General features: G+C 30.1%; 10 protein-coding genes and 4 pseudogenes. 10 read left to right on the top strand and 4 right to left on the bottom strand.

Translation table 11 applies throughout. The features are described 5' to 3' along the window. From FOC43_RS08450 to FOC43_RS08435, 4 genes are all read left to right on the top strand, one after another. Window positions 1-1,215 carry a restriction endonuclease subunit S gene (locus FOC43_RS08450; RefSeq protein WP_004284382.1) on the top strand — a complete coding sequence of 405 codons (1,215 nt, stop codon included), beginning with the start codon at window positions 1-3 and terminating at the stop codon, window positions 1,213-1,215. Window positions 1,216-1,335: 120 nt separating this feature from the next. Further along, window positions 1,336-2,406 (top strand): Fic family protein, encoded by a 1,071-nt coding sequence (locus tag FOC43_RS08445; protein ID WP_002842070.1) that lies wholly within the window; start codon window positions 1,336-1,338, stop codon window positions 2,404-2,406. Next, window positions 2,407-3,894 (top strand): type I restriction-modification system subunit M, encoded by a 1,488-nt coding sequence (locus FOC43_RS08440; protein ID WP_002778505.1) that lies wholly within the window; start codon window positions 2,407-2,409, stop codon window positions 3,892-3,894. A gap of 26 nt (window positions 3,895-3,920) precedes the next feature. Beyond that, complete coding sequence (locus FOC43_RS08435) at window positions 3,921-4,523, top strand: RBBP9/YdeN family alpha/beta hydrolase (RefSeq protein ID WP_002793993.1); 603 nt, start codon at window positions 3,921-3,923, stop codon at window positions 4,521-4,523. A 26-nt stretch (window positions 4,524-4,549) separates the two neighbouring features. Here FOC43_RS08435 and solA read toward each other — a convergent pair. From solA to FOC43_RS08420, 3 genes and pseudogenes are all read right to left on the bottom strand, one after another. Further along, window positions 4,550-5,665 (bottom strand): annotated as a pseudogene (gene solA / locus FOC43_RS08430) (N-methyl-L-tryptophan oxidase). Window positions 5,666-5,903: 238 nt separating this feature from the next. Next, window positions 5,904-6,317, bottom strand: coding sequence for an NAD(P)H-dependent oxidoreductase (locus FOC43_RS08425; RefSeq protein WP_032685568.1), 414 nt, complete (start codon window positions 6,315-6,317; stop codon window positions 5,904-5,906). A 361-nt stretch (window positions 6,318-6,678) separates the two neighbouring features. Next, window positions 6,679-7,650 carry a catalase gene (locus tag FOC43_RS08420; protein WP_002784178.1) on the bottom strand — a complete coding sequence of 324 codons (972 nt, stop codon included), beginning with the start codon at window positions 7,648-7,650 and terminating at the stop codon, window positions 6,679-6,681. A 323-nt stretch (window positions 7,651-7,973) separates the two neighbouring features. On the opposite strand from FOC43_RS08420, the gene FOC43_RS08415 reads away from it, so the two are divergent. The 4 genes and pseudogenes from FOC43_RS08415 to acr3 all read left to right on the top strand — a co-directional run bounded on the left by FOC43_RS08415 (window position 7,974) and on the right by acr3 (window position 10,661). After that, window positions 7,974-8,879, top strand: coding sequence for a permease (locus FOC43_RS08415; protein ID WP_004284396.1), 906 nt, complete (start codon window positions 7,974-7,976; stop codon window positions 8,877-8,879). A gap of 9 nt (window positions 8,880-8,888) precedes the next feature. Then, window positions 8,889-9,206 (top strand): ArsR/SmtB family transcription factor, encoded by a 318-nt coding sequence (locus FOC43_RS08410; protein ID WP_002778517.1) that lies wholly within the window; start codon window positions 8,889-8,891, stop codon window positions 9,204-9,206. After that, window positions 9,203-9,625 (top strand): arsenate reductase/protein-tyrosine-phosphatase family protein, encoded by a 423-nt coding sequence (locus tag FOC43_RS08405; protein ID WP_002781069.1) that lies wholly within the window; start codon window positions 9,203-9,205, stop codon window positions 9,623-9,625. The genes FOC43_RS08410 and FOC43_RS08405 overlap by 4 nt, the downstream gene beginning before the upstream one ends. Next, window positions 9,619-10,661 (top strand): annotated as a pseudogene (acr3, locus tag FOC43_RS08400) (arsenite efflux transporter Acr3). Before FOC43_RS08405 ends, acr3 begins: the two are co-directional and overlap by 7 nt. Here the strand turns inward: acr3 and FOC43_RS08395 are convergent. Then, window positions 10,656-11,084, bottom strand: a pseudogene (locus tag FOC43_RS08395) (MerR family transcriptional regulator). The pseudogenes acr3 and FOC43_RS08395 sit on opposite strands and share 6 nt — an antisense overlap. A gap of 110 nt (window positions 11,085-11,194) precedes the next feature. Between FOC43_RS08395 and FOC43_RS09165 the strand changes: the two are divergent. After that, window positions 11,195-11,794: pseudogene (locus FOC43_RS09165) on the top strand (cache domain-containing protein); the annotation flags it as partial. A gap of 282 nt (window positions 11,795-12,076) precedes the next feature. Further along, on the top strand, window positions 12,077-13,165 hold the full coding sequence (locus tag FOC43_RS09160; RefSeq protein ID WP_406807482.1) for a methyl-accepting chemotaxis protein: 1,089 nt from the start codon (window positions 12,077-12,079) through the stop codon (window positions 13,163-13,165). Window positions 13,166-13,219: the final 54 nt, after the last annotated feature.

The following is a 13,219-nucleotide window of genomic DNA, read 5'->3' as shown; positions in this document are numbered from 1 at the left end:
ATGACAAATTTACCACAAGGTTGGGAAGTTAAAAAGCTTGGTGATATTGCTGAAATTCAAATAGGCAAAACTCCATCTAGAAATAATATTGATTTTTTTCAAGGCGAAAATATTTGGCTAAGCATTAGAGATTTAAAAAGCAAATTTGTTTCTTCTTCAAGTGAAAAAATTTCAAATGAAGCAATTTCAAAGACAAACATGAAAGTGGTTCCCAAAGGAACTTTGCTAATGAGTTTTAAATTAACATTAGGAAAAACAGCATTTGCCGAGTGCGATTTATATACAAATGAAGCCATTGCGGCAATTTTCATCAAAAATAAAAATATTAATAAGTACTTTTTGGATTATGTTTTAAAATTTACAGATTTAGAAAAATATGTTGACAATGCGGTAAAAGGCAAAACATTAAATAAACAAAAACTCAAACAAATCGAAATACTCCTACCAAAAAACATAAAAGAACAAGAAAGGATAGTGGGAATTTTAGATGAGAGTTTTGCAAAGATAGATGAGAGTATAAAAATCTTAGAGCAGGATTTGCTAAATTTAGATGAGTTAATGCAAAGCGCCTTACAAAAAGCTTTCAATCCTTTAAAAGACAATGTCAAAGAAAACTACAAACTCCCACAAAGTTGGGAATGGAAAAGCTTAGGGGAAATTGGAGAAATAATTACCGGAACAACACCTAGTAAAAATAATCCTAATTTTTATGGAAATGAGTATCCATTGTTTAAGCCTAGTGATTTAAATGGAGATATAATAATAAAATATGCTAGTGATAACTTATCAAAATTAGGCTTTGACAATGCAAGAAATTTACCAAAAGATACAATTTTGGTAGTTTGTATAGGTGCTTCTATTGGGAAAGTAGGATTAAGTGGAGTTAATGGAAGTTGCAATCAACAAATTAACGCAATTATTCCAAATTCTGCTTTTACTTCAAAGTATTTATTTTTTGTATGTTTGAGTAATTATTTTCAAACAATTCTAAAAAAGAATGCTTCTCAAACAACTTTGCCAATTATAAATAAAACTGAATTTTCTAAATTACAAATCCCATTACCCCCAATCAAAGAGCAAGAGCAAATCACTTCGCATTTAGATGAGCTTTCTTCTCATGTAAAAAATTTAAAGCAAAACTATCAAGCACAGATAAAAGACTTGCAAGAGCTTAAAAATTCATTACTAGATAAAGCTTTTAAAGGAAATTTATAAATGTTAAAAATTTTTAGAAATTTTAACACATTAGCTAGATATGTTAAAAATTTTTGTTTTTTTTAACATATTCTTTTATAATGTTAAAAATTTTTAGAAATTTTAACATATGGAAAAATCATGAAAGAATTCATACCGCCAAAACTACCTCTAAATATAGAATTAAATTCAAATATTTACAGCCTTATCATCAAGGCTTCTAGAAAATTAGCAGAGTTAAATGGACTTAGCAAAAGTATCCCTAATCCAAACATTTTAATCAATGCTTTAATTTTGCAAGAAGCAAAAGATTCAAGTGAGATAGAAAACATAATCACAACACATGATGAGCTTTTTTTATCTCAAATCGATGAAAGCAAACTTACAAGAGCAGCAAAAGAAGTAAAAGACTATGAAAATGCTTTGAAAAAAGGGTATGAGCTTTTAAAAAAAGAGCGTTTGTTGAGAAATGCACATATTTTAGAAATTCAAAAAAGATTAGAAAGAAACAATGCAGGCTTTAGAAAACAAAGTGGCACAATGCTTAAAAACCCTATCACAGGAGAAATCAAACACATACCCCCACAAAATCATAGCGACATACAAGAGCTTATGAGAAATTTAGAGCAATACATTAACGATGATACTTTAGATGAACTAGATTTTTTAGTAAAAATGGCAATCATTCATTATCAATTTGAAAGCATTCATCCATTTTATGATGGCAATGGCAGAACAGGCAGGATTATAAATATACTTTATTTGGTTTATAAAGGCTTGCTTGATTTGCCTATCTTATATTTGAGTGCTTATATTGTAAAAAATAAAGGGGAGTATTATAGTCTTTTGCAAAAAGTGCGAGATGAAGGAGCGATTTTAGAATGGATAGAATACATACTAAAAGGCGTAGAGCAAACTGCTATAAAAACTATTGAAACTATTGCCACGATAGAAAAAATGATGCTAAATGTAAGCGAAATTTTGCAAAATAAAACCAATTTTTATAGTAAAGACTTTGTAGAGCTTTTGTTTTCTCATCCTTATACAAAGATAGATTTTTTGATAGAAAAATTAAATATTTCTAGGCAAAGTGCCTCAAAATATCTTAAAATTTGTGAAAATTTAGGGGTATTAGAATGCATTAAAATAGGTAGAAACCATTATTATATAAATATAGAACTTTTAAGACTTTTTAAAAAGGGAATTTTTTAAATGCAAAATAAAATCGACAAAATCACAGACATACTAAGACGCGATGATGGTATAAGCGGTGCGATGCACTATAGTGAGCAAATCAGCTGGATATTGTTTTTAAAATTTTTAGATGATTATGAAGAAGAATTAAAACTAGAAGCTATCTTAAATGATAAAGCATATAAAAGCATTTTAGAAGAAAAATTCAGCTGGAGAATATGGGCAGCTCCAAAAACAAGTGAAGGCAAACTTGATGTAAAAAATGCTTTAAGCGGAGATGATTTGCTTAGCTTTGTAAATAACGAGCTTTTTGCATATCTAAAAAGCTTTAAAGATAATGAAAATTTCAAAAGCATAGAGTATAAAATAGGCGGAATTTTCGAGTTTATAGACAATCGCATAGCCAATGGACACACCTTAAGAGAGGTTATAAATTTAGTCGATGAGCTAAGCTTTAGTAAAGAAAGTGATGTATTTGCCTTAGGTGAAGTTTATGAAAAGCTTTTAAAAGATATGGGAAGCGATGGGGGAAATAGTGGAGAATTTTACACGCCACGCCCTTTGATAAGAGCTATGGTAGAAGTGATAGATCCTAAAGCAAAAGAAAGGATTTATGATCCTGCTTGTGGGAGTTGTGGGTTTTTAGTAGAAAGCTTTTTGCATATCTTGTATGAAGACAGGAATAAAAACAAAAAAGCAAATTTAAGCGTAGAAGAGCTTGAATTTTTACAAAATGATGCATTATTTGGCAAAGAAAAAACCCCACTAAGCTACGCAATGGGCGTGATGAATATGATCTTGCACGAGGTAAAATCTCCAAATATCATCAAAACAAACACTCTAAATAAAAAAATCACAGACATAACCCAAAGCGAAAAATATGAAGTGATTTTGGCAAATCCACCCTTTGGAGGCAAGGAAAAAGAACAAATTCAAAACAACTTTCCCGTAAAATCAAACGCTACTGAGCTTTTATTTTTACAACATATCTTAAAATCTTTAAATAACAACGGAAGATGTGCTATAATAGTGCCTGAGGGCGTGCTTTTTCAAAATTCAAATGCCTTTGTAAGCGTGAAAAAAGACTTGCTAGAAAATTTCAATCTCGAATGCGTTTTAAGCTTGCCAAGCGGGGTATTTTTACCTTATAGTGCGGTAAAAACCAATGTGCTTTTTTTCTCAAAAGGAAAAAGAAGTATTTGTGGTGAAGATGATAAGGTGTATTATTATGAGCTTATACCACCTTTTAAACTCACCAAAAACAAGCCTTTAGAATACGCACATTTTGAGGAATTTTTAAAAATCTATAAGGAAAGAAAAATCACTCCTCATTCTTATCTAGTTAGCATAAAAGAACTTGAAGAAAGAAACTATGATATAAGTGCTAAAAATCCAAATTCCAAAGAAGAAAAAACCTTGCGTGAAGTAGAAGAAATCCTAAGCACTTTAAAGGCAAATCAAGAAAAAGCCAATGAGCTTTTGCAAAAAATACAAAATATTATCTAAACTACTGAATTTTAGAAAGGACACTTATGAAAAAAATCATCTTTTTGCTTTGTCTTTGCATTAGCTTTGTTTTTGCTAAGCAAATTTATATCGTGCATGGCTATGGCAGCGATGAGAATTACGGATTTTTGCCAAGTGTAGCAAAGAATTTAAAAGCTAAAAATCATGAAGTTTTACTTTTAAGTTTCCCTAATGCTTTTTCGCCTAAGCTTGATGAGTGGATGCAAACCATGAGTCAAAATTTCACAAAACTTGATGAAAATACCTTTTTTATCACGCATTCTTTAGGTGGAGTTGCGGTGCTTGATTTTTTAAATTCGCTTGATGAAAGGACTAAAATCGGCGGTGTAATAATGGTTGCACCCTTTGATGAACCTTTGGCAAAATTGCCTATTTTAAATGATTTTATAAAGCCAAAATTAGACTATAAAAAGCTTGATAACATGATAATTCACAAAATCATCATCAGCGCAAAAGACGATAAAGTCGTGCCAACTTGGATGAGTGAAAATTTAGCCAAAAAGCTAAATGCTAAATTCATACGAACTCCAAATGGTGGACATTTTATGGAAAGCGAAGGCTTTAAAGATTTGCCTTTGGTTATAGAAGAATTAGAGCGTATTAAATAACCCTTAAATATAAGGGTTGTACAGCTTTATCCAAAACGCTTTAGGCTAAAATACTGCTTTATACTCGGATCTAGCTTTTGAGTCTGCAATGCTTTCACGCCTAAAAGTCCAAGTGCGGGAGCAAATTTAAACCCATGGCTAAGCCCACCCATAAAAAAGAGATTTTCATCTAAAAAATCGATGATAAAATCATCATCAGGGCTTAAAGGATAGGTGCAAACACTGCCTTTGCTAAAATCTTTTAAATCAGGAAAAAATTCTTTGATATGCTTACCTATATCAAGAGTATCTTGCTCATAAGATCCAAATTCCACGCGTTCTTCGCGGGTGCTAATGATCTCCCCTACTTTATCTCTACCCACTTTTAATCCATCTGCAAAATCAGGAAAACCATAAAAATAATCGTCTTCAAATTCGAGTATAAACGCTGGAAAACCTTGTGAGAGTTTATAAGAATCCGTATCAAACCAATTCACCACTTTGCGTCTAATGCCCACAGGCACTTTTGGCAAGTCAAATTCACACACGCCCAATACTTCATTGACATAACTTTCTGCACTGATTAGAATTTGTTTTGCTTGTATGCTGGAATTTTGTGTTTGTATTTTATACACTCCATTTTCTTTGCATATGCGCACGATTTCATCACACAAAGTATGCGCACCGAGCTTGCAAGCAGCATTGATAGCACTTTTTACACTCAAATCACTATACACAAAGCCTGTATCTGTTTCTAACACGCCGAAAAAATCATCTGATACGCAAATATTATAATTTTCTTGCAATTCTTTGGCATTTAGAATTTTTGCTTTAAGATCGTAATTTTTCACACTTGAGAGCACATTTTGCATAAAAGTAGAATTTTAGCCGATATTTAAAAGCCCACAACGCTCAAAAAGCTTGATATTTTGCTCTTTTTCAAATTCTCCCCAAAGCGTGTATGCCTCTTGTAAAAGCGGTATATACTTTTCACCCTCGCCATAAGCTATACGAAAAATCCTTGTATCACCATGATAAGAACCTTGAGTATGAGGTGCTTGAAATTTATCGATAAGACAGGTTTTTAAGCCCATTTTAGCCGCATAATACCCAGCAAAACTCCCCACACTACCACTTCCAATAACCGCTATGTCATAAGTCATTTTATCTTCCTTTATATCGCCAATTTGATACATAAAATTTGGAAAAAATTATACTATAAATATTAGTTCAGTGTTTATAAAAAATAAAAATTTATCCCTTGCTTAGAAATTTTGAGGATTAAAATTTAATTAAAAAATTTAAGGCGATCAATCACCTTAAATTCAAGCTTTTTATATTGCTAGAGTTTTAGAAATTTTTTGTAAGTTGTAAGCATTTTCTTAAATTTATAAAAAGTATTTAAGAACACCCTGAATTTTGACTTATAGCGTCTTGATAAGCTTTTAAATCAAGCTTATTTGCATCTGCACTAAAGATTGCAAAAGGCTTTAAACTCTTACATCCTAGATATTCAAATGTATAACAAATCGGCTTTAAAAGCTCTTCTAAAGTCGCACCATGATGCCCATCATAACTCTCTTTCGCGCCGCCTAAAGTCGTTACAATCTGAAATTTTTTATCTTTTAAAAGTTCTTTATTTTCTCCATAAAGAATTGCTGTTAAAACCCTATCTTGCCACTCTTTTAAAAGCGCTGGAGTGCTAAACCAAAAAAGTGGAAATTGAAAGATGATTTTATCGGCATTTTTTAACAAAGCCATTTCTTTACTGACATCGATTTTACCCTCTTTGTAAATTTCGCTAAGATTGTGGATTTGTACTTATTTTGAATTTTTAATGCTTTCAAACAAAGCCTTATTTGCCTTAGAATCTTCCCAAAATGTATGTGCGAAAATGATTAAAGTTTTCATTTTTTTCCTTTTTTAGTATTTACTAAATTATAAAGTATAAGTGTAAATATTATATAGAATACTAGGGTTAATTATTTTTATATTTTTACTCTAAAATCACATTTTTATATTTCAAAAATGCTAAATTATCACTTGTATTTTATATCTCATAAAACCTATATTTTTCATAAACATAAAAAAATGAATCCCCAAAGCTTAATCTTAAGACAAGCTTTGGCAAAACAGTATAAGTTCTTAAAAGACTTTAACCCTTGAAAGTAAAGATTTATTGACGCATGCCAAAAGTGATAGCATAAGCCTCGTTTCTTACATCGAACAAAGGATCTTGTGGCGGATTTACTCCTTGAGGTACATCTGAAGGGAAATATACATCAAAATTACAATCTTCATCACTCAAAGCATTAACTTTAAAAGTTCCAACTAAGCTTTCTTTATGCTTACCACTCCATAAAGCTGTCGTTTCATTAATAATATCATTTTTATTTGCATATACTAAATACATTTTATATTCTACTGGCTTATTAGTCTTTACGCGATCTTTGAAATCTTCTTTTAAAAAATCACTACTTGCGCTTTTCATTTGCGCCTCATTTAAATACGCCACACCTTCACTTGGAACTAATTTCCATCTCGCTGGCAAATAATTTTCTCCATCTGCTTGTTTAAAATAAAAAGTATGAATACTAAAAAATGGAGTATTTGCTACACTTTTACTAATACCAATTTTATCAGTATATGCAGCAAAATTTCTATAGGAATCAACCTCTTGCATCATTTTACTTATTTTTTCTTGATCAACTTTACCATTTACAGGAAGTCTCATTTCAAAAAACTGACCAAATTCTTTAGGATTTTTTGCAAAATTTATTTCTGTATTTAACATAACCATAGTCCAAGAAGCAGAATCTTGAGGATCAGTAATTCTAATAGCCATGCCTCTTGTTTTGCTTTTATCATCTTTAAAAGCTCCACCTAAAGAATACCTTACTTGAATTGGTAAACTTTTGTATGTCAATAAAGGCACATCAATTTCTTTATTAATAGATTGTGCCGGCTCAAAAGTTCCCATAGCACAAAAACCTTTTGCATGATTAACTTTTACTTTGGGATTTTTAGGATCCGCATTGAGTTGATAAAAAATATCCGCTATTTTTTGTGCATTATATTTTACATCATTTGCATAAATAGCACTACTTAAACAACAAATAGCCAAACAGCTACTAATATATTTTTTCATTACAAACTCCTAGTTTCAAAATTTTTAAGTAGGCATTGTAATATTTAACTATAAACGATAATTTGCATTATTAATGAAAATTGTTATAAATTCAAATATCCTTATTATGCTAATATTTTAAGTTTGCATTTTTAAAATATACAACATCTAAATAGTAACTATAGAAATTTTAAAATTAACTTTTATATCTTAACTTTATTATTTCAAGTAAAAACTTTATTTTAAAACACTCTGTATATATATTACATTATCAATATATAAATATATATTAATATATTAATAAATTTATATTACACTGCTCTAAAAATTTTTTAGGAAAAACAATGCAAGTATTTTTTAACACTTTTAAAGAGTTTTTATATCTATTTGTCGAGCTTTCTGTGCTTTTTATAGGAATCAATATTTTAGTTGCTTTTTTAAATGCAAAATATTCAAATTTTTTCGAAAAACATTTAAAGCAAGATAATTTTCAAACACGCCTAAAAGCTATATTTTTTGGTTCTCTAACGCCATTTTGTTCTTGCTCATCAATCCCACTTTTAAATGCTTTTTTAAAAGCCAAAGTACCACTTAGCGTTTGTATGGTCTATCTTATCACTTCGCCCTTAATAAATCCTATTATAATTGTAGTTTTTATAGTCAGTTTTGGGATTAAAATTTCATTCATTTATATAGGATTTTTATATGCAATTATTTTATTTATTTCATTTTTATTGTCAAAATTTGACACAAGCAAATTTTTAAATAATGATTTTTTAGAAAATGAGTTTAACGAAAAAAGTAGTTGTTGCAGCACAAAAAAATGTTGTTCTAGCAAAACTCATATAAATCTTAAACAAATTTGTATCGATAGCCTGAAAGAATATAAAAAAATTTTACCCTATGCTCTTGCGGGAACTTTTATTGGGGCATTAATACATGGGGTTTTTCCAAGTAATTTTTTTGAAATTTATTTAAAAGATTATGGAATTTTAGGAGTATTCATCGCTGCTTTTATAGGTGTTTTGCTTTATATGAATTGCACAGCAATGATACCTGTGGCCTTGGTTTTAACCCAAACAGGAATTCCTTTGGGAATCATGATGAGTTTTTTAATTGCAGGATCGGGTTGTTCTTTACCTGAATTAATTCTACTTAAAAGGAATTTTAAAACAAGTTTTTTAATACTTTTTGCCCTTTTGATTATTTTAATTGCTATTTTATTTGGAATCTTAATGTTTTTTATATAAAGGATTTTAATGCAAAAGTTTTTAACCATCATTTCAGCGATCAACGATGAAAGCAGAGTGCTTGTCTTATACCATCTTTTAAAATATCAAGAACTTTGCGTGTGTGATTTGCAAAAACTTTTAAACATGGGGCAATCAAGACTTTCAAGACATTTAAAAATTTTAAAAGATGCAGGATTTTTATATGTCAAGCGTAAGGGAACTTGGGCGTATTATGGTATCAACAATGAGCTTTTAAAACTGCATTCTGACCTTTTTGAAAATATTAAAAATCTAGATATTGACAACATAGTTTTAGAACAAAACACTTGCGAGAACGATAAATGAAACTTGCATTTATTTGTATTCACAATAGCTGCCGTTCTCAAATGGCAGAAGCACTAGCTAGGCATAAAGCTGAAAAAATGGGCGTAGATATCGAAGTATTTTCCGCAGGAAGCGACACTTCTAAGGGTGTAAATTCACAGGCTATAAGACTTATGCGTGAAATTTATCAAATCGATATGAAAAAGCATTATTCTAAACTCATTGATTCTTTGCCTCAAAATTTAGACATAGTCGTAAGTATGGGTTGTGGCGTGGCTTGTCCTAGCTTAAAATCAAGGTATTATTTTGATTTTGGATTAAAAGATCCTAGCGGAAGTTATGATGATGAATTTAAGAAAATAATTCAAATTTTAGATTATAAAATAACAGCTCTTTTACAAGCCATAAAGACAAATTCTCTTAAGGACTTTACATGTTAGGTTTTATCGATAGATTTCTCACGCTTTGGATATTTTTAGCTATTTTTTTGGGTTTAATTTTAGATATCATTTTCCCCAATATCGCTTTATTTTGGAATTTATTTGAGTACAAGTCTGTAAATGTAGTATTGACTTTATGTCTTATTTTGATGATGTATCCGCCTTTGGCTAAGGTTGATTATGCAAAGCTTTCAAAGGTATTTGATTCTAAAAAAGTTATCTTGCTTTCTATGATTTTAAATTGGTTCATAGGCCCTTTGCTTATGTTTATCTTAGCTTTTATTTTCTTAAAAGACGAGCCTTTATATATGCAAGGAGTTATCATCATCGGCTTGGCAAGATGTATCGCAATGGTGGTAGTATGAAGCGATTTAGCAAAAGGTGATAGAGAATACACCAGTGCTTTAGTAGCGATGAATAGCATTTTTCAAATTTTATTTTTTTCCACTTTGGCTTATATTTATCTGGATTTTTTACCAAAATTACTAGGTCAAAGCACTTTAGCTACAAGTTTAGATATAGATTTTTCAGCTCTAAGTAAAAATGTTTTGATTTATTTAGGAATTCCTTTTTTAATGGGCTTTATAACAAGAACCCTACTTTTAAAATACAAAAGCAAACGATGGTACGAAAATACCTTTTTACCTAAAATCAGCCCTATAACTCTTATCACCCTGCTAGCAACTATTATCATTATGTGTTCTTACAAAGCAAATGAAGTATTTCACCTGCCTTTAGAAGCTTTAAAAATAGCCTTTGTTTTGACTTTGTATTTTATCTTCATGTTTTTTCTAACTTGGTTTATTTCTAAGAAAAATCATCTTTCTTATCCTAAAACTTGTTCTTTATGCTTTAGTGCTAGTGGAAATAACTTTGAATTAGCTATAATCATTTGTATTGCTACTTTTGGGCTTCACTCAGAACAAGCTTTTGCAAGCATTATAGGCCCCTTAGTAGAAGTTCCTGTACTTATCTTACTTGTAAAATGGGCATTAGGCAAAAGTTTAAATTCTAAAAAATGAATCAAGCCTCATGATTCTTTACAAAACTTATCGCAAGGTTGATAGTCCTTGCTTTCTGGATTAAACCCATCGACTTCATTTGCAAGCATTTCTTCATAAATTTTTATCTTTTTGCTTAAAACTTTTTCACTTTCTTTTAATGTTTTAATCTGGTTTTGTAATTTTTTCTTTGTTTGCTTTAACATCTCTTGTCTCTCTTTGGCAGTTTTTATACCCAAAGAGCAAAGTTTTATATAATGTTTGATTTGTTCTATTGGCATACCTGAAATTCTAAGCCATTCTATCCATTTTGCCCATTCTATATCGCTTTTTGAAAAATATTTCACACTATTTTCATCTTTTTGAACAAAAGGAAACAAACCTTTTTTAGCCTAAAATCTTAAAGTATGAGCACTAATTTTTGTTTCTTTTTCTACCTCTTTTATAGTATAAGCCATATTTTCTCCTTTTTAAAATAAAAATAAAAATTTATTTTATTTTTTTGTGATAAAATAATAGCCAAATTATTAGTTTTATACTAAAAATAACAAAAATTAAAAGGAAAAACATGAATAATATCAAAATAAAACTTTCTGTTATTGCAAATTCAATTGCAATTTTTGCTTTAAGTATTTTGAGCATCATTAGCTTTTACTTTACAAAAGATTCTTTGTATCAAAGTACGCTTCATGCTGAAACAGAACTTCTTAAAGCAACACAAATTTCTATAGAGGATTTTAGATCCAGAAATATATCTTTGCTTAATACTCTTGAAAAAGATATATTAAATTTACCCTATGAAGCACTAAATTCTCAAGATAACATAATTAATAATGCAGGAGCCATATTAAAATACTACCGCAATAGTGGAAATGTGCTTGCTGTTTATATTGGTTTAGATAATGGTGAAAATATCGTGAGTGATGATCTAAGCGAGAAAAAAAATACTAATATAACTATAAATGGAAAAGCCAACAACTATAATGCAACTACTAGGGAATGGTATAAAGAAGCTAGAAATAGTAATCAAATGTATATAACCCCAGCTTATATTGATGCTGTTAGTAATGAATACGCCACTACTTACTCTAAAGCTCTTTATAAGGATGGTAAATTTATTGGTGTTTTAGGAATTGATGTTTTATTAACTAGTTTACAAGATAGAATCGCTAGAACTCCAGGCAATACCTTTGTTTTTGATCATAAAGATAGAATTTCTGCAGCCACCAACAAAGCTTTATTAGATCCTTCGGTAGACCATTCTCCTGTTTTAAATGCATATAAAGCTCATGGTGATAACAACTTCTTCTCTTATAAGTTAAATAATGAAGAAAGACTTGGAGTTTGTACTAAAGTCTTTGCTTATACAGCTTGTATTACCGAGAGTACAGATGTAATAAATAAACCTATATTTAAAGCAGCATATATACAAGTTATAGCCTTAATTATTATGATATCTATTAGCATCATCCTCCTTTATTTCATCGTATCAAAATACCTCTCCCCACTTGCAGCTATCCAAACAGGTTTAACTTCATTCTTTGATTTTATCAACCATAAAACAAAAAATGTTTCTACTATAGAAGTAAAAAGTAATGATGAATTTGGACAAATCTCAAATGCTATCAATGAAAACATTCTTGCTACTAAAAGAGGTTTAGAACAAGACAATCAAGCCGTTAAAGAATCAGTTGAAACTGTTCATGTAGTAGAAAGTGGTAATTTAACAGCAAGAATTACTGCTAATCCAAGAAACCCACAATTAATAGAATTAAAAAATGTTCTAAATAGACTTCTTGATGCTTTACAAGCTAGAGTAGGTTCTGATATGAATGAAATTCAAAGAGTATTTAATAGTTATAAATCTCTTGACTTTACTACTGAAGTAAAAGATGCCAATGGAGCTGTAGAGGTAACTACTAATGCACTAGGACAAGAAATCATTAAAATGCTAAAACAAAGTTCAGACTTTGCTAATGCTTTAGCTAATGAAAGTGGAAAATTACAAACTGCTGTTCAAAGCTTAACCACTTCTTCAAATTCTCAAGCTCAATCTTTAGAAGAAACTGCAGCAGCTTTAGAAGAGATCACTTCTTCTATGCAAAATGTTTCAGTTAAAACTAGTGATGTTATCACTCAATCTGAAGAGATTAAAAATGTTACAGGTATTATTGGAGATATTGCAGATCAAATCAATCTTCTAGCATTAAATGCTGCTATTGAAGCTGCAAGAGCAGGAGAACATGGTAGAGGCTTTGCCGTTGTTGCTGATGAAGTTAGAAAGTTAGCTGAGAGAACTCAAAAGTCTTTATCTGAAATAGAAGCTAATACTAATTTATTGGTTCAATCTATCAATGATATGGCAGAATCTATTAAAGAGCAAACTGCAGGTATTACTCAAATCAATGAGAGTGTAGCTCAAATTGATCAAACCACTAAGGATAATGTAGAGATTGCTAATGAGTCTGCTATTATTTCTAGTACAGTAAGTGATATAGCTAATAACATACTTGAAGATGTGAAAAAGAAAAGGTTTTGATTAAACTAATATGAAATATTGATTTTACATATTAGTTTATATGTTGGCTAATAT

Origin of the sequence: Campylobacter coli (genome assembly GCF_009730395.1) — a bacterium.
Taxonomy (GTDB): Bacteria; Campylobacterota; Campylobacteria; order Campylobacterales; family Campylobacteraceae; genus Campylobacter_D; species Campylobacter_D coli.
Note: the sequence above shows the minus strand (reverse complement) of the source record. Positions and strands in the feature narration are given on the sequence as shown.

Coding starts and splice junctions, on each gene's coding strand:
- FOC43_RS08410 (WP_002778517.1), top strand. CDS start 8,889: ATGCAAAAGTTTTTAACCATCATTTCAGCGATCAACGATGAAAGCAGA.
- FOC43_RS08420 (WP_002784178.1), bottom strand. CDS start 7,650: ATGAAAAAATATATTAGTAGCTGTTTGGCTATTTGTTGTTTAAGTAGT.
- FOC43_RS08415 (WP_004284396.1), top strand. CDS start 7,974: ATGCAAGTATTTTTTAACACTTTTAAAGAGTTTTTATATCTATTTGTC.
- FOC43_RS08435 (WP_002793993.1), top strand. CDS start 3,921: ATGAAAAAAATCATCTTTTTGCTTTGTCTTTGCATTAGCTTTGTTTTT.
- FOC43_RS08440 (WP_002778505.1), top strand. CDS start 2,407: ATGCAAAATAAAATCGACAAAATCACAGACATACTAAGACGCGATGAT.
- FOC43_RS09160 (WP_406807482.1), top strand. CDS start 12,077: ATGATATCTATTAGCATCATCCTCCTTTATTTCATCGTATCAAAATAC.
- FOC43_RS08450 (WP_004284382.1), top strand. CDS start 1: ATGACAAATTTACCACAAGGTTGGGAAGTTAAAAAGCTTGGTGATATT.
- FOC43_RS08445 (WP_002842070.1), top strand. CDS start 1,336: ATGAAAGAATTCATACCGCCAAAACTACCTCTAAATATAGAATTAAAT.
- FOC43_RS08405 (WP_002781069.1), top strand. CDS start 9,203: ATGAAACTTGCATTTATTTGTATTCACAATAGCTGCCGTTCTCAAATG.